This is a genomic window from Finegoldia sp. BIOML-A1, from assembly GCF_009678325.1.
GTDB lineage: Bacteria > Bacillota > Clostridia > Tissierellales > Peptoniphilaceae > Finegoldia > Finegoldia magna.
This window is the reverse complement of sequence record NZ_WKZF01000001.1, coordinates 361,719-384,670: the sequence shown is the minus strand read 5'-3', so window position 1 is coordinate 384,670 and position 22,952 is coordinate 361,719. Positions and strand designations below refer to the sequence as shown.

Genomic DNA, 22,952 nt, shown 5'->3' with positions numbered 1-22,952 from the left:
AAAATCCTAAAATCGCAAGCACGCTGAAGCTTACGCAGTCCGATTTTGACGGGTTTATTCGATTTGAAATCATGACAATTTTTTCCGTATGATATTCTTAGCATGAAAGGTTTGCTATATTTTTTATATATGTCAATCAAATCAGTGGTTGATTTTTGCTTGATTAATAAAATATAAATCTTATTTGATTTTTCCTTGCTTAAAATTATTATTTAAGGGTATAAATAATAAAGGAAAGGAAGATTATTATGTTAAGAGCAAAAGTAGGATCTAGATTATATAATATAAACGAAGCTATTAAGCTTGGAGAAATTGCTATAGCTAGCTTGAATGAGGTGCAATCTTATTTGGGTACAGCATCAGGATGGGGAATTTTCGATATTTTCAAGGGTAAGACTATTACTACTATGATTAAAAGATCGAATTTGAAAAAGGCGAAGAATCAAGCGAAGAAGGCTGATTTGGCGATTAGAAAGTTCAACAATATTATGATTGATTTGGACAAGAAACCAAGCGTTGGTTTCAGATATAAAAAGACATTTTTCTTGGCGGATTATTTTGATAACAAAGTTTTCGATTCTGTTATTCAAATGCAAATTTTATCTAACAAGAAGAACTGCGAAAATGCGATTAAACAATTGAAAAAAGAAGTGTATAATTTGCAAAAGGAAAAAATGAATTTAATGAATGAATAAATTTTATAGGAGGTATTATGTTAAAAGAATTTAAGAAATTCATTACTGAAGGTAATGTAATGGATTTGGCAGTTGCCGTTATCATGGGTGCTGCCGTTAAGGAAATGGTGGATGGACTTATCAATGGTCTTATCGCACCTTTGATTGGAGCAGCGACAGCTGGTATAGATATGAAAGAAATGGCTGTAACGGTTGCAGGAGTTAAGCTACAATACGGTTTGTTCTTGGATGCTTTGGTTAAATTTATTATTATAGCATTTGTTGTTTTCTTGATGGTTAAGGCTATCAACAAGGGACGTGATGCTTTACACAAAGAACCAGCAGCAGATCCAACAACAAAAACTTGCCCATACTGCAAGAGCGAAATCGACATTACTGCTACTAGATGTCCACATTGTACATCTGAATTAACAGAATAATTTGACATAAAAGGGGATTATATCCTCTTTTTTTGTTGTCTTGTGTTATACTGAAAAAGGAAGGATTAATTTATAATAAGGAGATTATGATGAAATACGATTTTGAAACGATTAGTGACAGAAACGAAATGGGATCTAGAAAATGGGCTGTAAGAAGCGAACAATTTCCTAATATGAAAAAAGATGTAGTTCCATTTAGCGTTGCGGATATGGAATTCAAAAACGCACCAGAAATTATCGATGGTTTGAAAAAACGCTTAGATAATTTGGTTTTGGGATATTGCTCTCCTACAGACAGATTTTACAACAGCATTATAAATTGGGACAAGAAACGCCACAATGCAGATATCAAAAAAGAATGGATTGTCGAAGTTCCAACTGTTGTAGATGGATTTTTTGCTGCAGTAAGTGCTTTCACGAAAAAAGGTGATTCTGTAATGATTATGAGACCGGTGTATGGTCCATTCAGATTTGCCATTGAATTTAATGAAAGAGTTATGGCTGATGTTCCTTTGATTTCTGACGAACGCAACAATTACTCAATTGATTTTGAAAAATTCGAATCAGAATGCAGAAAGTCTGAAAACAAAATGGTTATTCTTTGTAACCCTCACAATCCGGGTGGAATTTTGTGGAGCAAGGATGATTTGGAAAAAGTAATCAAGATTGCGAATGATAATGATGTGATTGTTGTGGTTGATGAGATTTGGCAAGATATTGTTATGCCGGGAAACACTCACACATCTGTGCTTTCTTTGGATAGAAAATTAGTCGAAAAAGCTGTTGTGTGCCAATCTGCTACAAAAGCTTTTAATTTGGCTGGGCTTTGCTGTGGATACACAATTATCTCAGATCCTGAAATGATGGTTCAATACAAGAAAACATTGGATATAATGAGAAGCAACACTGTCAATGTTATGGGACTTGAAGCTACACAATTGGCTTTTGATGAAGCTGAAGACTGGCTTGACGAATTAATCGAAGTCATAGATACTAACCAAAAAATCGTCTACGATTTCTTCCAAGAAAAATATCCTAAAATTATCGTAAATCATCTTCAAGCGACTTACGTTATGTGGATGGATTTCAGATGTTTGGGATTAAATAGCGATGATTTGCTTAAAACATTGGGTGAAAAAGCTGATTTGGTATTTACTGACGGAAGATTCTTCGGTGAATGTGATGGATTCGTAAGGTTCAATGTCGCAGCTCCTACACAAGTCGTAAAAGACGCATTAGTTAGATTGGATAATTTATTACAAGAAATATACAAATAAACACAACAAATCCCGAAACTCTGTTGAATTTCGGGATTTTTTTAGTTCTATTTTACATTCAAAAATTGTTGCATGTATTCAAATGGACCATTATCCACTTGAACTTTTGGATTATTGATTGATGTATCTTCTTTTGAATTTAGTGAGATGTTAATGCTTTCAGTATCTTTTGATTTTGGAGTTGATTTTAAGTTAACATCGTATGATTTGTCCTTGAATTCAAATGTTAAATTATACATATCGTCTTTGTTAGTTGTCTTTAATGTGTTCATTTTGTCTTCGAATTCTTTTTTGGATTGGTCTGATTTTAGATTGTTTTCAATTTCTTGGATTTTTTGTTGTTCTTGGTCTGTAAGATCACTTCCCTTGGCAAGTTTGGCGTATTCTTTGAAGTTTTTCAATAAAGTTTTTCTTGAATATTCCATAACTTTTGCCCATTGTTCACCAGTCAAATTCACAGAGTATTTGTGGTTGCCATCATCTGTAACCTTCAATTCCTTGTTGTCGACAACGAAATCTTTTGCGATTTTAACTTGGAATTTCGTATTAGATGATAAAAGTGGCATGAACACTGTGAAATCTCTTACAGTTGTAGCTTGGAAATTTTGTTCAGTTAATTTTTGCAAAATTTGTGTAACATTGAAGTACAAGTTTTTTTGAATCAAAGCTTCCTTCATTTTTGGTGGAAGATTGTTAGCAAATGCATCGTAATTCAAATACGCTTTTCCGTCTTGGATTGCAAAGTGAAGTTCCCCCAAATTGTTGCCTTGACCTGCTAATTGAGCTACATCACTTGTAACAGTCGCCATTGCAACTCCTGTTGATTTGTCTTGTGTTGCTTTGACTTTGATTTCTTTTAGCTTGGAAGTTTCGTTCTTAAATTCGTAAGATTGGTTCTTCCATTCAGTTGTTTTTCTAAAATCGTTTAATAGGCTCACTTTTTCTTTTGCTTGAGAGCAAGCGCTTAAAGTTATTACCATAAGTAGTGATAATAACACTAATGTAAATTTCTTTTTCATAAATTCCCCCTGACTATATTATTATAACAGATTTGGACAAATGATTTTGAACAAATCACAATCGTAGACTTATTGTAACTTAAGGTTGAATTTTGGAAGATAAAATGACAAATAAATAGTTGACAAGTAGAAATCGTTTAACTAAAATAAAATTGAAGTGATAATTATGAAAAAATATTAGAGGCTCATATGGTAGTAGGTAAATTAAGAAAAACAATCACTCTTATTATTATGTTGTTACTTTTATCGTCTTGTCAAAAAAATGAAATTAAAAACGATGAGCAAAAAACAAATCAAAACGAGACAGTAAAAGTAGATATTGACGAAAAGGATAAAGCTAATATAAATGAAACAATAAAAATGTTTTTTACGCAAAAATACTACAAGCTAGAAAAAGATACAAATAAAATTAGATTGAGTGAAAGTCTTGAAAAATTTTTAGCCAAAAAACCAGATTATAAGTATTATGAATTATCCGAGTTGAAAATATTGGATAAGTATGAAAGTAAAGACAAAATTTTAGTTTTAGTGAAGACATGGATTTCTACTAGGGATAAGAAATCTGGAGAAGGCGCAATTGTAAGAATTTTATTGCATAAGGATAATAAAGGCTATATTGTAGAAAAAGAAGTGGATGAAGATAATATAGAATCGAGAAATTATCAAACAAAACTATCCCCAAAAGATATCAAACATTATCTTAAAAAATCATTGATAATGAATGGGGAAAACATATCGGATTCAGAGATAGATAAAAAGATAAAAGATATTGATGTGTTAGATTTTTACTCATATATTGGAATGTTTGAAGTTCAAAAAAGTAAAGAAACTAATGACGATTTAATCCATGTTTTAGAAAATCACGAATACAAATAATTTAAAAAGGAAAGTTCATAAAAAAGAACTTTCCTTAATTTTTTTGTTATTTTAATTTTTCTAATAATCTTAATGTGTAATCGTACATTCTTTGAGTAGATTCAATTCCCAAATGTTCTAATGGAGTGTGAGCACCAATGATATCTGGACCGAAACTAATCATATCGCAATCAGGAAGTACGCCTTTTAACAAACCACATTCCAAACCAGCGTGGATTGCAGTTACATTAGCTTTGTTGCCAGTCATTTCTTCGTACAATGCTGGAGCAACCTTTGCCAATTCTCCATCAGTGTTGAATTCCCAAGCTGGGTATTCTTTTTCGATAACAGTAGTTCCATGAGTCAAATAAGCTAATGATTTGATTTTGTCGAACATATTGTGAAGTTCACTTTCTACAGAACTTCTTACACAACAAGTAACCTTGATTTTTTCGTCGTCTGCTTCAACAATACCAACGTTAGAACTTGTTTGAACTAAACCTTCGATGTCTTGTGAAGTAGAAATAACATCGTTGATTAATAAATACAAGAATTTAACGATTGATTGGGAAGTTTCTTTTGAATAAGAAAATTCTGTTTTTTCTGTTTCTTTAATTTCCAAAACCAAGTTAGGGTCAGTTTTTCTACCTTCGTGACGAACATATTCACCAATTTCGTTTAAAATATTCATCGCTTTATCCAAATCATCTACAGTGATGATAGCGTGAGCGTTCTTAGCAATGGCGTTGTGTTTTGAACCACCGGAGATTTCTTGCAATCTAAAATCCATTTCCAAAGCAACTTTGTTCAAAAGTCTTGCCATAACTTTGATGGCGTTTTTGTTTTGTTTTTGGATTTCAAGTCCAGAGTGACCACCGTTCAAACCAGAAAGAGAAATTTCGATAGCTTTTGACAAACCTTCTGATTTTTCGCTTTTGAAAGTAGTGATAGCATTTGCTCCACCAGAACAGCTTACAATGAAGTCTCCTTCAGTTTCAGTGTCGATATTTAACAAACGAGTTCCGCTCAAATGTTCAGCAGTCACGCCGTTTGCTCCGTCCATTCCACGTTCTTCATCAATTGTTACAAGAACTTCTAATTTTGGATGAGAAACATCATCAGAATCCAAAATAGCTAAGCAAAAAGCAACAGCGATTCCATCATCTGCTCCTAAAGTTGTGTTATCTGCATAAACATATCCGTCTTTAACGTGCATTGAGATAGGATCTTTTAAGAAATCGTGATCTGAATCATCAGTCTTTTCGCAAACCATATCCATGTGTCCTTGCAAAATAACTGGCTCTGAATTTTCGTAACCTTCTGTAGCATCTTTTTTGATAATAACATTGTTAAGAGAATCTTGGTGCACTTCCAATCCTCTTTCCTTTGCAAAACTAACCAAAAAATCTGAAACAGCCTTTTCGTTTCCTGAACCACGAGGAATATCGTTTAATTGTTTGAACCAATAAAACACTTTTTTTGGTTCTAAATCTTCATATTTTTGCATGAGTAACCTCCTATATATCTTCTTACTTTATTATAACTCTTTTACATTATTTTGTAATCTAATTGACAAGATTATTTACAACATTTACGATAATATCCATACCATTAGAGATATCATCGTAGCTCATCTTTGCAAACCCAATCAAAAACACGTTAGTGTTCATGTTTTTATCCAAATAAAAATCATCGATAGGAATCACATACACTGATTTTTCCCTCAAAGTTTTCAAAAAAACATTACTATCAATTCTCTTATCGACCTTGATTACGACAGATGTGCCACAATCAGTTTTCTCAAAATCAATGAATTTGCAGCCGTTAATTTTTGAAAAAATAATCTCGTATTTTTTTGCGTACACCTTCTTCATCTGATTGACCTGCTTTTCAAAATCTCCACTGTCGATAAACTTGGACAACGCAGATTGAACGAAAATCGACACAGGACACCTCTCAGATTTTAATACAGAATAAAATTTCTTCATTAAATTTTTAGGCAAAACCATAAAACTCACACGCATCGCTGGAGTCACTGTACGTGAAAAATTCCCAATGTAAATCACCTTATCATTCACATCCAAAGTCTTTAGTGGAGCGATAGGACGAAGCTTGTATTTGAATTCTGCGTCGTAGTCATCTTCGATTATGTAGCGATTATTTTTTTCGTAAGCCCAATTCAACAGATCAATCCTTTTATTAATGGGCATAATTGCAGAAGTAGGAAACTGATGAGAAGGAGTCACGCTTACAACATTCGCATCTGTTTGTTTCAGAAAATCTATATCAATCCCATCTTCATTCACATCAATCGGCGTACTGTTGAAATTATTGTAAAAACCAATTCCGTGATATGCATATCCAGGATTTTCGAAACCAAAAACTGGATTGTTAAGAAGATTTTTAATCAAAATCAACAACTCATTGCTGCCGGAACTCACGACAATTTGATTGGGATTCACGATAATTTCTCTGAAATCTTTCAAATAATTTGAAATAGAACATCTTAAAGAAAATAATCCCAAACCATCTACTTTTCCTAAAATAGCATCATCATCTTCATTAATTGAATCCCTGAAAGCCTTTCTGATTTGCTTGTATTTAAAGCAAGATTTATCCACACCTGAAAATGAAAAATCATACAGGTAAGAATTCTTTTCTTCAACAATCATATCCTCATCATCAAAGTTTGCATCGTTTTGCAAAATATGACCAGATTTTTCTACAAAAAACCCACTTCTCTCACTGGAACGAATGTATCCTTCCTTTTCCAATTGATAATAGGCATTGGACACAGTATTTATCGAAATATTCAGCTCATTAGATAATTTCCTAATAGAAGGAAGCTTGTCATTAGTCTTCAATTGTTTCGTGTTAATCTTTTCTTTTATAGAATCGTAAATTTGATTATACAAATAATCTTTGTCGTTTAAATTTATGAACATAAAATCCTCCGTTGGATTAAGTATAACACATCTGTACCCATAAAATTATTTTATTTTGCTACTATGATTAGATGCAATTTGCATGTATTATAAAGGCGAGGTGATTTTAATGGATATAAATGAAAAATTAAAGGGCGGAGTAATAATGGATGTAATCAATGCTGAACAAGCGAGGATTGCAGAAGCAGCAGGAGCAGTAAGTGTAATGGCACTTGAAAGAGTTCCTGCAGATATTAGAGCTGCTGGTGGAGTTAGCAGAATGAGCGATCCTAAAATGATTGAAGAAATCATGAAAGCTGTCAAAATTCCTGTAATGGCAAAAGTTAGAATTGGTCATTTTGTTGAAGCGCAAATTTTGGAATCGTTGGGAATTGATTACATTGACGAATCAGAAGTTTTGTCTCCGGCAGATGACAAATATCATATCGACAAATCAAAATTTAACACTCCTTTTGTTTGTGGAGCGAGAAATTTATCGGAAGCTTTACGAAGAATCAAAGAGGGCGCCAAGATGATTAGAACAAAAGGTGAAGCTGGAACGGGAGATGTTGTTCAAGCTGTTACACATATGAGACAAATCATGGGCGAAATTTCATTGGTGAAGTCTTTGAAGGAAGATGAATTGTACGACAAAGCAAAAGAAATGGGAGTTTGCTTTGAATTATTGAAATACGTTCATGAAAATGGAAAATTACCTGTACTTAATTTTTCTGCAGGTGGAGTTGCAACTCCTGCTGATGCGGCGTTGATGAGACAATTGGGAGCTGAAGGTGTGTTTGTTGGTAGTGGAATTTTCAAAAGTGGAAATCCTGAAAAACGTGCCAAAGCTATCGTAAAAGCTGTGGAAAATTACAACAATCCAGATGTTTTGCTTGAAGTGAGCAAAGATTTGGGAGAAGCAATGGTTGGGATTAATCCAGATGAGATAAAAGTCATCATGGCTAATAGATAAAACGAATAAATTACAGTGGCTACCTGAAAATCGGTAGCCATTTTTAGGTTTATTACAAGTCTAAATCTTTCCATAATTCAGAAATTGGTTTGCTATTTTTTTCATCTTTTAGATAATCTTCATATGCTTTTTCAGCTGTGATTGCGTCGTATTCATCCTCAATTTTTTCGAATAAAGCATTTTTAAAAGCGTCCTTCAAAGTTATAGAATGATTTTTCGCATAATTTTTCGCGAGAATCATTTATTCTTGAGTTAATTGAATATTAATTTTCATAATGCTACACTCCTTTATACATATTTTACTCCATTATCTAATTTTGTGATATCATTTTCTTAAAATTCATTGTAATAGGTAGAAGTATTTACTATAATTATTAATGAAAGGGGTAGAACATGAAAAAACTAACTACATCAAAATTTTTATTAGATAATAAATCTAAATTACAAGAAATTATAAAAAATTTGGAAACTGATTTCAAATACGTTTCTATTTTGGGTTGCGATGTTGATGGTGCAAGTTATTCTGTGACTACATCAGCAATTTCATTAAATCCATCTCCTGATTATCAAAGAGGATTTGTAATCAGAGTGTACACTGATTTGGGATTTAGTGAGTATTCATTTAACGAAGTGAATGTAGATGAAGTATGCGAAAATGTCCGCAAAATCGCACTTGAAGATCGTAAAAAAATCATCGAAGGCTTGGACAGAGTAACTTACGATAGACTTCCAAATGACGACGAAATCGTAAAAGAAAGAATCACTGAAGTTGAAAACTTACCAGAACAAGATGATCCTGAAAAAATTATCACTACGTTACAAAAAATTCACGACGAAGTTAAATCAAAATACGAAAAAATCGTTCAACTTTCTTTGAGATTGAATATTACGCAAGTTAACAAAATTTTCTTATCCAAGAATAAAGATTTGTACCAATCTTACGCTTATTCAACAGGATTTGCAATGGCAGCAGCAACTGATGGAAAGAATACTAAGCTAGATTTCATTTCTAGTTCTGGATTGTGTGGAAGTGAATTGATTTCTGAATTCGAACAAGCGGCAGAAGATGCTTGTAGAAGAACTGAAGAATTACTTACAGCAGACAGAGTCGTTCCTGGAGAATACGACATAATTTGCGATCCTGATTTTACAGGATTAATTGCTCACGAAGCTTTCGGCCACGGAGCTGAAATGGATATGTATGTAAAAGAACGTGCAAAAGGAAAAGAATACCAAGACAAGAGAGTTGCAAGTGACAAGATAATCATGCACGACGGTGCGACTGCTTTCGACGAAGTGTCAAGCTATTTATTCGATGACGAAGGAAACTTGGGAAGAGACACTGTGATTATCGACAAGGGAATTTTGCGTCACGGAATGTGCGACGAATTGTCTGCGATTTTGTTGGGACAAGAATCCACAGGAAACGGCAAGAGAGAATCTTTCAAGAGAAAAGCTTACACTCGTATGACTAACACTTTCTTTGAAGAAGGCGAAGATTCTGTTGAAGATATGATTAAATCAGTTGACAAAGGATATTTGTTGGAAGGTTTCTCATCTGGAATGGAAGATCCAAAAAACTGGGGAATTCAATGCGTTGCAATGAAAGGCCGCGAAATCATAGATGGCAAATTAACAGGCAAAATCGTAAGCCCAGTTTATTTGACAGGATATGTTCCAGATTTATTGCAATCAATCACACAAGTTTCCAACGGACTTGTACTTTCTGGTGGAGGATATTGCGGAAAAGGCTGGAAAGAATGGGTTAAGACATCAACTGGTGGATCATACATTAAGGCAAAGGGGATTTTAAGTTAATGGAAAGATTAATAAATATATTAAAACAAAACGAAAAAATTACCGACTGGATAGTTGTAAACACTGTGTCCAAATCCAACGAAATATTTTTGATAAAAGACAAAGTAGATATGAACAGAAGTTGTGTGACTAATGAAACATCTGTAAGAGTATTCGTGGATTTTGAAGAAAATGGCGACAAATTCAAAGGTGACAGCACAGTTGTATTGAACTTAAGTGACAGTGACGATGAAATCAAAGAAAAAATCGACAGAACTGCTTTTGCAGCGAAATTTGTCAAGAACAAATACTACGAACTTCCAGAAAAAGAAGAAGGTTATGCCACACTTAAAGACATCAAAGTGTGCGAAGATTTGACAGATAATTTCAAAAAAGTACATGATGTTATCTACAAAGATTACGGCTACAAATCAAAGGTGAATTCTTGTGAGATTTTCGCCTATGAAAACCACAAGCATGTCATTACATCAAAGGGCGTGGATGTAGAATATCCATCTAACAAGTTTACGTTTGAAATCGTAACTGATTGTAATGTAGGTGATGAACCTGTTGAAATATTCAACGGATATGATTTGACAAGTATCGATTACTTAAAAATCGAAGAAATCGTCGACAAACAACTTTTGGAAACTGAAAAAAGATCCAGCGCAGTTAGAAATGAAAAAATGGAAAATATGAGAGTGATTTTATCAAATGAAGCTGTCGAAGAATTCTTGTATTACTATTACGATCAAGCGAGAGATGCCATGATTTATCAACAAATCAGCTCTGCAAAATTAGGCGAGAGATTTTTCGGAGATAATCCAAAAGTAAACTTCAATATGAAAATCAATCCAACATTGGAGACATCAATCAACAAAAGACCTGTCGATTCAGAAGGTAAAAAACTTGTAGAATATGATTTGTACAAAAATGGTGTCGTAGAAAACTTGGTCACTAACGCAAAGTATAGTTATTATTTGAACGTAAAAAACATGGGACAATCACCAGTTTTTGAAGTGAGTGGTGGAGATATTTCTGTTGAAGAATTGAAATCACAAGATTATATTGAAGTGTTGGCGTTCTCGTCATTCTTGATGGATAGCGCCACAGGAGATTTCGGTGGAGAATTCAGACTTGCAAGACTTGTAAAAGATGGTGTGGAATCATTCATAACAGGTGGTTCAATTTCACTAAATGTAAAAGAAGTTCAAGATTCTATGATTTTCTCAAAAGAATTGAAATCTCGAAAGAACAGCTTAGCACCAGCAGTTATTGCGTTTGATAATGTGACTATTGCAGGGAAATAAGGAGGTAAAATTGAAACAAAAAGATAGATTTGGCGTGTTGGAATTATATGCGTATTGTATTGGATATATTTTGTTGATAACAATCTACAGATTTTTCAGGACAAATGAGTTTGATGCTGTAGGATTTTTGAAAATAGCAGCTACAATTTTTGTAGTAGCTTCGGCTGTGTTTGCAATTTTCAATAAAGGATCATTCAAGAAAACATCTTCTGATTACAAACTACCTATGATAATGATAACGGCTGTAGTGTCTATTCTAGTTTCGGTATTTATATTCTAAAAAATAAAGGTTTGAACATTGGAAATCCAATATTCAAACCTTTTTTAAATTCCGAGAACAAATTCGTCGTCGTTGTGAATTGTTTTAACCAAAAATCCTGATTTAACCAAGAAATAAGTCGTAGTTAATGTGGATAAAACATCAGACACTGGCATAGCTGACCACACGCCTGTAAGTCCGAAAAGTTTTGGGAAAATCAACATCAACGGTAACAAATAAATAAGTTGTCTTGTCATTGTCAATATGAAACCAATTTTTGGTTTGCCGATTGCTTGGAATAATGACGATCCAATTATGGAATATCCAAGCATGAAAATCATTGAGTTGTAAATTCTAAGTCCAGGAATTGCGATGTCCTTGATGACTGCATAATCTTCTGGTCTTGAAATAAAAATCTTCACCAACAAATCCGGTCTAAGCATAGTGAATGCCCAGTTCAAAACCATGTACACAGTTCCAGCTACAATAGCAATTCTCAAAGTGTGTTGAACACGTCTGTATTTGTGTGCTCCGAAATTAAATCCTAAAATTGGTTGGATACCTTGGTTGATACCAAAAATCGGCATGAATGCAATTTGTGAAACACTATAGATAACACTCATTGATGATGTCGCCAAGTCGCCACCGTAAATTTTAAGGAAATTGTTGAAAATAATATTAATACCACTAGCTACAAGTTGCATTGCGAATGGAGCAGAACCAAGCGCGAAAATTTGCTTACAATAGTGCAAATCAAGCTTGAATGTTTCCTTTTTAAGTCTCAAAAGTGCACGATCTGAAAGGAAATATCTAACAACCCAAATACAAGACAAAATTTGACCTATAATTGTCGCCCAAGCAGCGCCTTGTACTCCCATTTGCATCGGGAAAATGAACACATAATCCAAAATAATATTGGAAATCGCCCCTATGAACATCGTCACCATCGCAGCCCTAGGATTACCCTCGCCACGAATGAAATTGTTCATCGCAAAACCAACCATTTGAAAAGGTGCACCATACAAAATAATTTTTCCATATTCATAAGCGTAAGGCATCAAAGTATCACTCGCGCCGAAAATTTTTAAAAACCATTTTAAATTTAAAAGAAAAATCGCTGATATCAAAATCCCGAAAATAATAGATAAAAACATAGATGTGCCAAGAATGATTTCTGATTCTGTTTTCTTACCTTCACCGAATTTGATTGAAGAAAGGGAATTGCCACCCACACCAATCAACATTCCGAATGCCATCAGAAATAAAAAAATCGGGAAAATCAAATAAACGCCACCAATTGACATTTGATTTACACCGGCACCTAGGAAAATTCTATCTATAACATTATACAAAGCTTGAACCAACATTCCTATAGTCGCTGGAACTGAAAACTTCCAGATTAATTTCGGAATGGATTCATTGCCGAGAAGATTTGATCGTTGTTCGTTTAAATTTTCTATAATAATCGCCTCCTAATCAAAATAATACAAGTTATTATACATTAAAAAACAAACATAATCAATGATTTATAAAAAAATTCAATAAATAACTAAAGCAATTAAAATCTTATTATGATAATATAGAAGTAAGAATAATAATAAAAAGGATGATAACATGAAAATACTACACGTAATCGCACAACTTCCGAAGCAAACAGGAAGCGGCGTTTATTTTACAAACGTAATTCAATTTATGCAACAAAATCATGAAAATGCTGCTATTTTTGGAATACAAGACGATATACAATTAAATTTGGATGATACAATCACAAAATATCCAGTCGAATTTAAAAGCGAAAAGTTGAACTTCCCAATAGTTGGAATGAGCGATGAAATGCCCTACGATTCCGCAAAATACAGCGATATGACACACGATATGATTGAAGATTGGACAAATGAATTCATAAAACAATTGAAAAAAGCAAAGAAAGAATTCCAACCAGACGTCATCGTATCTCATCATTGTTGGATGCTAAGCAGTCTCGTGTTAGATATTTTCGATGAAACTCCTGTTTTATTACTAAATCATGGAACCGACATCAGACAAACAAACCTAAACCCAGAATTGTTTATGACCTGTGTGGATAATCTGAACCGCGCACAAAAAGTCCTAGCATTAAGCAAAAAAGACGTAGAACCAATCTCCGATATATTTGGAATCGACAAAGAAAAAATCGTCGTAACGGGTGGAGGTTACAACAGCGACATATTCTACAGAAGAAAAGAAGATCCACAAAACGACAGAATCAAATTATTGTTTGCAGGGAAATTATCACACGCAAAAGGAGTGTACGAACTTTGCAAAGCCTTCAAAAAACTAGAAGAAAAATACGATAATTTGGAACTAACACTAGTGGGAGATGTTGACATAGAAACAAAAGTTGAGTTGTGGGACAACACAGGAAACTCACTTCACTTCGATTTGCACAACACATCTTGTCAGAAAAAACTCTCCAATAAAATGAGAGAATCGGACATCTACATTCTGCCAAGCTACTATGAAGGATTGGGACTCATTGCAATCGAAGCGTTGGGTTGTGGAATGAGAGTCGTTGTAACAGAAATAGAAGGACTGATAGAAACATTAGGAGACGAAATAAACAACAGTACAGCAATCGAATTTGTCGAAATGCCACGACTCAAATCAATCGATGAACCTTATGATTCAGAAATCGAACCATTTGTCGATAGATTAGCAAAAGGAATTGAACAACAAATAATCAGAGTACAAAACAAAGAACCAATACCAGAAAAAATTCACGAATTAGTATTAAAACATTCTTGGGATCACATAATGCTTGAAATCGAGAATGAGTTGGTGGAGATTGCAAATTTACAATAGAATATAAAATTTACTGAATGCAGCTTTTAATTTATTAAGAGCTGTTTTTGTGTATAGAAGATTGCTAAAAGTAACGTATAAAATTTTAGCTAGCTCAATATTATGTGTTTGAAGATATTGATAAGCACGAAACTTTTTTTAAAATTAATTTGATAATAAATATCATTGAAAAGGGATTGAGATTATAGTAAAATAAAAAAAGTTCTTTAGATGATAAAGAATATCATTATTAATTTAAAAGGAGGTTCGTATGAACAAAAAAAAGATTATTTTTTCTTTAGTTTTTGTATTTGCTTTGATTTTTGGATTAAATATTAATTCCAAAGCAGCGGATGACAAATATACAGCGGAGGATTTTGAGATTGTGGGAGATACTGTATACGGTTTTTCGAAAAGCGGTGTGCAAAAACTAAAAAGAAATCGAAATGTTGTGCTACCAACAAAAAGCAAAGAAAATGTGGATTTGAAAAAAATAGCAAGTTTTGCTTTTGTCTACAATAAGAGTAGTACGATAGATGAGTATACTCAAAGAGAAGGCGAAAATGGAGAGGTTAACAACTTAGATGTTGATGGAAACGAAATTAAAAAGCTAGGAGAGGATTTCCATCAATTAGACATAGAATCTGTAGAGATTCCTGAAGGATATACTTATATTGGACAAGATGCTTTTGAAGAAAATAGTAATATTAAAAGCGTTAATTTGCCGAAAACCATCACTAAAATTAGTGATTATGCATTTGCACATCTAAGTTTAAAGACTATAAAATTACCAGATAATTTGAAATTTTTGGGAGATCAAGTATTTTTTGATAATCAAATAGAAGGCAAACTTATTTTACCTAAAAATTTAACAAATTTAGGAGAGAGAGCATTTAAATCTAATCAAATTACAGAATTAGAATTTAATTGTGAAAAATTGGAAATTATAAAAGAACAAGCTTTTCAAGATAATAAAATTAAGCAAGTGAAGCTTCCAGATAGTGTGAAAAAAATTGAGGTTGGTGCATTTAGTGGAAATCCTGGTGATGAAAACTATGCATTGAAAGTTGTGCTTTTGTCAAAAGGTAGTGTTGACAACAAAGATTCTTCTTCCATTGTTAATCCGACAGAAGAAGATAAGACAACTTCGGTAGATGTGGATAGTTCAAAATGGGATGAAAAAGATTTTGTATTTGATAAGGGTAAAGTTCTAGGATTTTCTAGTATAGGAAAATTAAAAGTTCGTGAAAACAAAAATCTTGTAATTCCTGAAAAGAATGGGAAATATGTTGTAGATGAAATTGGAGATGATGCTTTCAGAAATGTGAATTTTGAAAATAGTAGTTTAAATAAGTACGATTTAAAAAGCGTAAAGCTTCCGAAAACTGTGAAAAAAATCGGGAAATTTGCATTTCAGTCTAATTATTTGACAGAATTTGAAGCACCTGAGGCTCTGAAAATCATTGGAGACGGAGCATTTATGAATAACAAGATAGAAATGCTTGAATTAGGTGAAAATACTGAGATAATTGGAAGTAGTGCGTTTCATATTAATAAATTATTTGCAATAGTGATTTATCCAAATGTTAGGGAAATTGGGATTTCAGCTTTTAGAAATAACGATGCACAAAATGTAATGTTTATGGGCGATAAAGTTGAAAAAATAGGAGAAATGGCTTTTTGTAATAACAAAATATCTGAGTTGGATTTGAGCTTATTAACAAAATTAAAAGAAATATCTGTTCAAACTTTTTACAAAAATAGCATTACAAAGGTTACAATGCCCGAAAATTTGGAAAGTGTAAAAGAAGAAGCATTCAGATATAATAATTTAAAAGAGATTGATTTTTCAAATAATATTAAAGAAATAAGATTTAATGCATTTGATGATAACAAAGTTGAGGATAATTACAAAAAAGTTTTAGTTAGAATTAAAGGAAAAACGATAGCTGATGGAAATAATTTTGTTGTTAATCCTGAAGAAACTACGAAAAACAAAGATGATTTGAAAAAAGTTTTGGATGAATTAAATAAGTTAGATTTAACAGAACTCAGAGATGATACTCAAAAGCAATTTGAAGATATGAAGGCTGAAGGTGAAAAGCTTTTAAGAAAAGACAAATTATCTGAGGGTGCGAAGTTAAAATACATCCATGATACTCAATTTTTTGTAAGTCGATATAAGTTAGACTCATTAATTAAAAAAGGAGAATTAACGATTAAAAATCATCCAGAAAATTCTGGGATTTTGAAAGATAAACTTGAATACGCAAAAAAATCTTATAATAATTCCGCCGTTGTGGATAATAAATTAACTCGTTTAACAAAAGAATTACAAAATCTTATTAATATTGTTGAAAACAAAGGAAACATGGAAAATTCAATTATGAAACAAGGTCATTTTGAACTTAAAACGCCACTTCCGATTCCATCCTATCATATTGGAATGAATGTGTATTTTGACAAAAACGGCAAAATCTTGTATGTGTTAGACATGTCTTACACTATTGGAAAAGGACAAAAAGACGAATACGGCAATGAGATTTTGAATGTTGATGAAGATAATGAAGGTTATCATATGTTGGCTTTGGAGACTTTGGATGATTATGAAGGGCTAAATTATTCAGATGTTTTGAAATCAAATGTAGATAGTCTTGGAAAAATCAGAAAAGTTGATGATAGAGCAAAATACCATAGGGAAGGAATTTTCAATGCAATAAAAGATGCTTGCAAAGATTTTGAAAAGGAAAATCCAACAAAACCAGGTGATAACCCAGGGAAAACACCAAATCAACCTGGTACAGTAACACCAACACCAAGCACACCAGCTGAACAACAAAAAACTACAACAAGAGTTGCAGGTTCTGACAGAATTCAAACATCAGTAGAAGTATCCAAGAAATACTACGAATCTGCTGAAACAGTAATCATAGCAAACTACGAACAATTCGCAGACAGCTTATCAGCATCAGCATTATCGAAAGCATTAAAAGCACCAATCTTGTTAGTTAAAAAAGATCAATTAGATTCAGTAGTAGCACAAGAAATCAAGAGATTAGAAGCTAAAAATGTAATCGTAATAGGTGGAGAAAAATCAGTAGATAAAACAAAAGACAGCCTATCACAATACAACGTTAGAACAATAGCAGGAGCTAATCGTTATGAAACAAGTGCAAAGATTGCACAAGAAGTAATCAAGCTAACAGGAACTAAAAAAGCTGTAATAGCAAGCGGAGAAGTATTCGCAGACGCATTGACAGTAGCACCACTAGCTAACAAAAACAACATGCCAATACTACTTGTACAACCAAACAACATACCAAAAGCAACACAAGAAGTATTGAAACAAATTGAAGAAGTAATAATTGTAGGTGGAGAAAAGACAATCTCCAAAGAAGTAGAAAACAAACTACCAAACCCTACAAGAATAGCAGGAGCAAACCGTTACGAAACAGCAAAGAAAATCTACGAATATGGCTTCAAAGATAGAGTAGAAGTTAACATCGCAAACGGAACATTTCCAGCAGACAGCTTAGTAATAGGCTCCATTGATTGCCCAATATTATTAGCAGAAGCAAATGAAATTCCAGAAGCTACAAAACAAGCTTTCCAAGAATCAAAATTTGAAAAAGTTAATGTATTTGGTGGAGAAATCTCAATAAATGAATCAGTTGTAAAAGAATTGATTAAATAAACTAAACGCAGCACATAAAAATAATGTGCTGCGTTTTCACTAAAAAAACAAAAAACATAATCTCTACTAATTTGAACATAATTAGTACACATTCATAGTCTATTATATAAGTATAAACAAAGTAAGTTTAATCTCAAGAAACAATCTCCTCCCTTAATATTGTTTTAACCTTAGATTAAACTGGAGACCACTCAGATGGTCTCTTTTTTATATTAAAATTTTAACCTAAAAAAAGCTAACTCGTTAGAGTTAGCTTTTCTTCTATATCTTTATTGTTCTATTGGTTTTGATAAGAATTTGAATCTTTTTTCTACGACTTTGATGTTTGATGGTGTTTTTTGGTACAATTCGCCATCTGTATCTGCGACTAATCCTTCAGGTGAGATGAATTTTATTTCTTTTGCTTTGAATGTTTGAACGCCTTCGTTTTGTTCGTTAAAATCAAAGCTGTTTGATTGTCCGAACATTGCTTTGAATGCTCCGATGTTTGATTGCTCAACAACAAACACATTCAACACTCCATCGCTTGGGCTGATGTCGGAGATTGGAACTTCAACACCTCCTGAGTATAATCCATTAGCGACAAATACCATAACGGCATTTCCTTTTATCGTTTCGCCGTCGAGTTCCATTTCATAATCAAATGAATTGTCTTGTGTTAATGTTTCAAAAATTTTTGGAATATATGTCAACACACCGAATGTTGATTTGTCAGCGTCTTGCATTTTTTGTGCGTTTTCGGATGCCATTCCTACTGTCCAGAAATTCAGAGCGATTTTGTCGTCATTTAATATACAGTCGTATTCTTTGACTTCTGCATCTAACAAATTCTCACTTGCTTCTACTGGATTTGCTCCGATGTTGACAGTTTTTGAAAAATCGTTGAATGATCCTCCTGGAATAATTCCTATAACAGGGTTCATATCGTAATCATATAAGCCGTTGATGACTTCGTTTATTGTTCCGTCGCCTCCAACTACGATTACCAAATCAAAATCTTTTAATTCTTTACATTTTTTGTAGAAATCACCTTGTTCTTCGCTTTGGAAAAACACTGTTTCATTTGATAATTTTAATATATTAGAACTACATTTGCCTAATACTTCAAATATATCTTGTTGTCCTGAATTATCGTGATACATAACGATAGATTTTTTGAATTTATTCATTAAATCCTCCTAAAAATTTTACGATTTGTACAATTATCATTATTATAGGTTGGTGAATTAAATAAATCATCAAACTTTTTTTGCCCATTTTAGATAATACATTCTCTCTTACATTTAATTTTATATCTAAAAAGTCTCCTGCGCAATATCCAACCAAATACATAAAATACCAAGGTAGTAATGGAAAATAGTCGCCACTGTAGAACTTATCGTTGTAGAATCCCACGAAACTAAATAAATTGGTACTTATATCCATTGGATGAGCGCTTATTTTGTAAGTTAGAATGAACATTACAAAAGATAGGGCACATAATATTTTTTTGTTAAGGGTTAATTTGTAGACAAAAATCGTGAAGAATGATGCTAAGCACAACAGATGAATTATTCCGAAAACTATGAAAAATTCATTTGCGAAGAAATATGTCACTACACTCAAAATCATAGCCACGATAAAAAGCGTGATGGTGTGTTTTTTGTGATTGTGAGATAAATTGAAGCAATAGCCCGATATCAAAATAAAGCTTATGCAGATGAATCTCTCCCAAATCATTCCCGGAGTATTTTCAAACCATTCTATTTTGAAATTTTCCATGTAAACCAAATCAAATAATAAATGGTAGATTACCATGTTGACAATTGCAAATCCCCTTAACGTATCGATCAAATTATTTCTTTCCATTATATCATTGGCGAAAATACTTTCAGAATTACGGATAGTATTTTTCTAAATAAGCTTTGGTTTTCCAATTGACGTGAAAATATTTCTTGTGATTGTGATTGCATTTCCAAGAAATCTTCCTTTAAGTCATCGACTATGTGTGAATCGTAGTACATCGCTCCGTTTTCAAAATGCAGATACAAGGATCTAAAATCCAAATTAATTGAGCCGATTACACAGTGATTGTCATCTGAGACACAACTTTTTGCGTGCAAAAATCCTGGAGTATATTCGAAAATCCTAACACCTGCTTCTAAAAGAGTTTTGTAGTATGTTCTTGTAACCATATACACCAATTTTTTGTCTGGAATTCCTGGAGTTATGATTCTAACATCGACACCACTTAAAGCCGCATCTCTTAGGGAATCGATCATGTCATCTGATGGAATCAAATACGGAGTTGTAATGTAGAAATATTTTCTGGAACGAGACACCAATTGCATGTACGCACCCTTTCCAACAGGAACATCGTCTAATGGAGAATCCGTATAAGGTTGGCAATAGCCTTCGTTTTCAGAAACATCAGGCACAGTTTTTTCGAAATAATATTTGTAGTCAAGCTCGTTATCGTCGTACAATTCCCAAATTGACAAGAACATTATTGTAAATGACCACACGCTATCACCAGTAACTCTGATTCCCGTGTCTTTCCAATATCCAAATCTTTGGATTTTATTCATGTATTCATCCGCCAAATTAAAACCGCCAGTGTATGCTATTTTTCCGTCGATAACGACGATTTTTCTATGGTCTCTATTGTTGTGACGGGGCATAGGTAGAACTTTGATTTTATTGAAAACTTGAACCTTGATGCCTTTTTCTTCTAGTTTTTTGTAATATCTACGTGAAAGTTTAGTGATGCATCCAAAATCGTCGTACAAAATCCTGACGTCGACTCCTTCTTTTACTTTTTGTTCCAAAACGTCCAAAATATTATTGAACATGTAACCTTCTTCGATAATGAAAAACTCCAAGAAAATATAATCCTTTGCGTTTTTCAAATCTTCCATCAAATATTCAAAGAAAACCTCACCGTTTTTTAAATATTTCGAACTTGTTTTAGAAAATACAGGAGCGTGAGCTGTCGTGTTTATGTAAGTTGCAATGGACTTGGAGTCTCCTTCAAGTTCGTCAATTACATTACCATTCGACAAAATATGGTTGTTAAACGAAGAACTTATCGTATCCATTCGTCTTTGTTGTGCACGAACGAATCTGTTTCTTCTGAAAAACAAATAGAACACCGCTCCGAACAACGGGAATATCCATATAGGAATTAGCCATCCTAGTTTGAAACTCGGGTTTACATCGGTGTTGACCACCATTATAGTAAAAGCGAAGGATATTATAATGTTTAATGTGTAGACATACACAAAATTTCTTTGAAAACTTAAAATCAAATAAACTAATAGTGAAATTTGAATGATAAATACAATTGCCAAAAGCATTATTCTACTAGTTAAAAACTTGAATAATTTTTTCATTTGCACCTCCACAAATATTTTTAAATTTATTTAATTATAACACAAAACCCCGGCAAACTTTGAAAATCAATTCAAAATCGCCAGGGTTTATTTTTAAAATATTATACCAATTTTACTCTGTGATATACTTTTTTACCTTTTTTTATGATAAGTTCATCGTCGTTGAAATCGTGAATTGTTACAATTCTTTTTGGATCAGCTTCCTTCTTGTCATTAACAGAAATTCCGTTTTGAGTTACAAGTCTACGCGCTTCACTGTTTGATTGAGTAAGTCCTGTCATTGTCAACAAATTCAACAAACCAATTCCATTTTCAAAATCCAAAGCTTTCATTTCAGTTGTTGGCATATTTTCGTCAACAGCATTTGAATTGAACAATGCGTTTGCTGTTCGACGGGCTTCTTCTGCTTTTTCTTCTCCGTGAACTAATTTGCACACTTCGAATGCCAAAACTTCCTTAGCCTTGTTAATGTCACTACCTTCCAAACTTCCAAGTCTCTTACATTCTTCAGTTGGCAAAAATGTCAACATCAACAAGAATTTTTCGACATCCCTGTCGTCAACATTTCTCATGTATTGGAATAAATCGTAAGGAGTTGTCTTGTTTTCGTCTAACCACACAGCACCTTTTTGTGATTTACCCATTTTCACACCGTCAGCAGTAGTTAAAAGTTTGAAAGTCATAGCGTAAACTTTGTCGTTTTCTAATTTTCTAACCAAATCGTAACCGCCCAAAATATTAGACCATTGATCAGAACCACCCATTTGTAATTTACAACCGTATTTTCTGTACAATACCAAATAATCGTATGATTGCATCAACATATAACTAAATTCAAAAAATGTTAGACCTTTTTTCATTCTGTTTTTGTAACTTTCCAAAGTCAACATTTGATTTACAGAAAAATGAACGCCAATTTCTCTCATGAAATCCAAGAAATTCAAATTCAACAACCAATTCTTGTTGTTTTCAATGTAAGCCTTGTCTTCACCAAAATCGATGAATCTTGTCATTTGAGAATAAAATCTTCTAGCATTTTCGTCGATAACTTCCTTAGTCATAATACTTCTCATATCGTTACGACCAGAAGGATCCCCAATCATTGTAGTTCCGCCGCCTAAAAGGCAAATAGGGATGTGACCGTGAGCTTGCATTCTCATCATAACCATCAATTGAATAAAATGGCCAATAGTCAAACTATCTGCAGTCGCATCAAATCCAATGTAAAATGGAACTCTTTCTTTTCCGAGTAAATCTCTCAATTCATCTTCGTATGTAGCTTGTTCAAAATATCCACGCGCTACCAATTCGTCATACACATTTTCATGTTCAAATTCGTAATTAATCATAAACTCCTCCTATAAAATAAAAAAACTCTTGACACGAAAGGGCGAATCTACGCGGTACCACCTTTCTAATCAAAAGCTTATGTTTCATGCAAAGTATGAAACTACCTTGAAAACTCATGTGTTGTAATTCCCGAATAATCGGTACTGGTCACAATCATAATTTTCTATTGAGTTATTAAAATTTTATACT

19 protein-coding genes are annotated in these 22,952 nt (G+C 33.1%); 10 read left to right on the top strand and 9 right to left on the bottom strand.

Features of this window, described 5'->3' with window-relative positions; genetic code table 11:
* The first annotated feature begins 248 nt into the window (after positions 1-248).
* The 3 genes from GKG00_RS01795 to GKG00_RS01785 all read left to right on the top strand — a co-directional run bounded on the left by GKG00_RS01795 (position 249) and on the right by GKG00_RS01785 (position 2,391).
* Positions 249-695, top strand: a complete 447-nt coding sequence (locus tag GKG00_RS01795) for a hypothetical protein (RefSeq protein ID WP_154253973.1) — start codon at positions 249-251, stop codon at positions 693-695.
* A 17-nt stretch (positions 696-712) separates the two neighbouring features.
* Positions 713-1,114, top strand: coding sequence for a large conductance mechanosensitive channel protein MscL (gene mscL, locus GKG00_RS01790; RefSeq protein WP_094204383.1), 402 nt, complete (start codon positions 713-715; stop codon positions 1,112-1,114).
* An 89-nt stretch (positions 1,115-1,203) separates the two neighbouring features.
* A complete protein-coding gene (locus GKG00_RS01785) occupies positions 1,204-2,391 on the top strand; it encodes a PatB family C-S lyase (protein ID WP_154253971.1) in 1,188 nt (395 codons plus the stop codon).
* Between the two features lie 47 nt (positions 2,392-2,438).
* Here GKG00_RS01785 and GKG00_RS01780 read toward each other — a convergent pair whose 3' ends face one another.
* A complete protein-coding gene (locus tag GKG00_RS01780; RefSeq protein ID WP_154253969.1) occupies positions 2,439-3,410 on the bottom strand; it encodes a hypothetical protein in 972 nt (323 codons plus the stop codon).
* Positions 3,411-3,599: 189 nt separating this feature from the next.
* Between GKG00_RS01780 and GKG00_RS01775 the strand changes: the two genes are divergently transcribed.
* Entirely contained in the window at positions 3,600-4,286 is a 687-nt protein-coding gene (locus GKG00_RS01775; RefSeq protein WP_154253967.1) for a hypothetical protein, read from the top strand.
* A 46-nt stretch (positions 4,287-4,332) separates the two neighbouring features.
* On the opposite strand, the gene GKG00_RS01770 is transcribed toward GKG00_RS01775, so the two are convergent.
* Positions 4,333-5,772: an aminoacyl-histidine dipeptidase gene (locus tag GKG00_RS01770; RefSeq protein ID WP_154253966.1), complete on the bottom strand. Its 1,440-nt coding sequence runs from the start codon at positions 5,770-5,772 to the stop codon at positions 4,333-4,335.
* A 58-nt stretch (positions 5,773-5,830) separates the two neighbouring features.
* Entirely contained in the window at positions 5,831-7,210 is a 1,380-nt protein-coding gene (locus GKG00_RS01765; RefSeq protein ID WP_154253964.1) for a PLP-dependent aminotransferase family protein, read from the bottom strand.
* A gap of 109 nt (positions 7,211-7,319) precedes the next feature.
* On the opposite strand from GKG00_RS01765, the gene pdxS reads away from it, so the two are divergent.
* Positions 7,320-8,162 (top strand): pyridoxal 5'-phosphate synthase lyase subunit PdxS, encoded by an 843-nt coding sequence (pdxS, locus tag GKG00_RS01760; RefSeq protein ID WP_002840912.1) that lies wholly within the window; start codon positions 7,320-7,322, stop codon positions 8,160-8,162.
* Positions 8,163-8,214: 52 nt separating this feature from the next.
* Here pdxS and GKG00_RS01755 read toward each other — a convergent pair whose 3' ends face one another.
* Entirely contained in the window at positions 8,215-8,403 is a 189-nt protein-coding gene (locus GKG00_RS01755) for a DUF6290 family protein (RefSeq protein ID WP_241673551.1), read from the bottom strand.
* 152 nt (positions 8,404-8,555) lie between these two features.
* Here GKG00_RS01755 and GKG00_RS01750 point away from each other — a divergent pair, with 152 nt between their 5' ends.
* From GKG00_RS01750 to GKG00_RS01740, 3 genes are read left to right on the top strand one after another with little or no spacing between them, the layout of a single operon-like run.
* Positions 8,556-9,980, top strand: a complete 1,425-nt coding sequence (locus GKG00_RS01750) for a TldD/PmbA family protein (protein ID WP_094207634.1) — start codon at positions 8,556-8,558, stop codon at positions 9,978-9,980.
* Positions 9,980-11,269, top strand: a complete 1,290-nt coding sequence (locus GKG00_RS01745) for a metallopeptidase TldD-related protein (RefSeq protein ID WP_094207633.1) — start codon at positions 9,980-9,982, stop codon at positions 11,267-11,269. The genes GKG00_RS01750 and GKG00_RS01745 overlap by 1 nt, the downstream gene beginning before the upstream one ends.
* A 10-nt stretch (positions 11,270-11,279) precedes the next feature.
* On the top strand, positions 11,280-11,549 hold the full coding sequence (locus GKG00_RS01740; protein WP_110058420.1) for a hypothetical protein: 270 nt from the start codon (positions 11,280-11,282) through the stop codon (positions 11,547-11,549).
* A 44-nt stretch (positions 11,550-11,593) separates the two neighbouring features.
* On the opposite strand, the gene GKG00_RS01735 is transcribed toward GKG00_RS01740, so the two are convergent.
* Entirely contained in the window at positions 11,594-12,928 is a 1,335-nt protein-coding gene (locus tag GKG00_RS01735; RefSeq protein WP_346962825.1) for an MATE family efflux transporter, read from the bottom strand.
* A 214-nt stretch (positions 12,929-13,142) separates the two neighbouring features.
* Here GKG00_RS01735 and GKG00_RS01730 point away from each other — a divergent pair, with 214 nt between their 5' ends.
* Positions 13,143-14,369, top strand: coding sequence for a glycosyltransferase family 4 protein (locus GKG00_RS01730; protein ID WP_102164146.1), 1,227 nt, complete (start codon positions 13,143-13,145; stop codon positions 14,367-14,369).
* Positions 14,370-14,619: 250 nt separating this feature from the next.
* Positions 14,620-18,042 (top strand): leucine-rich repeat protein, encoded by a 3,423-nt coding sequence (locus GKG00_RS01725; protein ID WP_154253961.1) that lies wholly within the window; start codon positions 14,620-14,622, stop codon positions 18,040-18,042.
* A gap of 269 nt (positions 18,043-18,311) precedes the next feature.
* On the opposite strand, the gene GKG00_RS01720 is transcribed toward GKG00_RS01725, so the two are convergent.
* The 4 genes from GKG00_RS01720 to tyrS form a co-directional block, all read right to left on the bottom strand.
* Positions 18,312-19,211, bottom strand: a complete 900-nt coding sequence (locus GKG00_RS01720; protein ID WP_154253959.1) for a diacylglycerol kinase family protein — start codon at positions 19,209-19,211, stop codon at positions 18,312-18,314.
* The gene (locus GKG00_RS01715; protein ID WP_154253958.1) at positions 19,204-19,890 is read right to left on the bottom strand and encodes a heparan-alpha-glucosaminide N-acetyltransferase; all 687 of its coding nucleotides are present in this window, start codon (positions 19,888-19,890) and stop codon (positions 19,204-19,206) included. The genes GKG00_RS01720 and GKG00_RS01715 overlap by 8 nt, the downstream gene beginning before the upstream one ends.
* Positions 19,890-21,413, bottom strand: a complete 1,524-nt coding sequence (cls, locus tag GKG00_RS01710; RefSeq protein ID WP_094224275.1) for a cardiolipin synthase — start codon at positions 21,411-21,413, stop codon at positions 19,890-19,892. The genes GKG00_RS01715 and cls overlap by 1 nt, the downstream gene beginning before the upstream one ends.
* 101 nt (positions 21,414-21,514) lie before the next feature.
* Positions 21,515-22,762, bottom strand: coding sequence for a tyrosine--tRNA ligase (gene tyrS, locus GKG00_RS01705; RefSeq protein WP_102164150.1), 1,248 nt, complete (start codon positions 22,760-22,762; stop codon positions 21,515-21,517).
* Positions 22,763-22,952: the final 190 nt, after the last annotated feature.

Coding starts and splice junctions, on each gene's coding strand:
- GKG00_RS01745 (WP_094207633.1), top strand. CDS start 9,980: ATGGAAAGATTAATAAATATATTAAAACAAAACGAAAAAATTACCGAC.
- GKG00_RS01730 (WP_102164146.1), top strand. CDS start 13,143: ATGAAAATACTACACGTAATCGCACAACTTCCGAAGCAAACAGGAAGC.
- GKG00_RS01755 (WP_241673551.1), bottom strand. CDS start 8,403: ATGATTCTCGCGAAAAATTATGCGAAAAATCATTCTATAACTTTGAAG.
- tyrS (WP_102164150.1), bottom strand. CDS start 22,762: ATGATTAATTACGAATTTGAACATGAAAATGTGTATGACGAATTGGTA.
- GKG00_RS01765 (WP_154253964.1), bottom strand. CDS start 7,210: ATGTTCATAAATTTAAACGACAAAGATTATTTGTATAATCAAATTTAC.
- mscL (WP_094204383.1), top strand. CDS start 713: ATGTTAAAAGAATTTAAGAAATTCATTACTGAAGGTAATGTAATGGAT.
- cls (WP_094224275.1), bottom strand. CDS start 21,413: ATGAAAAAATTATTCAAGTTTTTAACTAGTAGAATAATGCTTTTGGCA.
- GKG00_RS01770 (WP_154253966.1), bottom strand. CDS start 5,772: ATGCAAAAATATGAAGATTTAGAACCAAAAAAAGTGTTTTATTGGTTC.
- GKG00_RS01785 (WP_154253971.1), top strand. CDS start 1,204: ATGAAATACGATTTTGAAACGATTAGTGACAGAAACGAAATGGGATCT.
- pdxS (WP_002840912.1), top strand. CDS start 7,320: ATGGATATAAATGAAAAATTAAAGGGCGGAGTAATAATGGATGTAATC.
- GKG00_RS01720 (WP_154253959.1), bottom strand. CDS start 19,211: ATGAATAAATTCAAAAAATCTATCGTTATGTATCACGATAATTCAGGA.
- GKG00_RS01725 (WP_154253961.1), top strand. CDS start 14,620: ATGAACAAAAAAAAGATTATTTTTTCTTTAGTTTTTGTATTTGCTTTG.
- GKG00_RS01750 (WP_094207634.1), top strand. CDS start 8,556: ATGAAAAAACTAACTACATCAAAATTTTTATTAGATAATAAATCTAAA.
- GKG00_RS01795 (WP_154253973.1), top strand. CDS start 249: ATGTTAAGAGCAAAAGTAGGATCTAGATTATATAATATAAACGAAGCT.
- GKG00_RS01780 (WP_154253969.1), bottom strand. CDS start 3,410: ATGAAAAAGAAATTTACATTAGTGTTATTATCACTACTTATGGTAATA.
- GKG00_RS01715 (WP_154253958.1), bottom strand. CDS start 19,890: ATGGAAAGAAATAATTTGATCGATACGTTAAGGGGATTTGCAATTGTC.
- GKG00_RS01775 (WP_154253967.1), top strand. CDS start 3,600: ATGGTAGTAGGTAAATTAAGAAAAACAATCACTCTTATTATTATGTTG.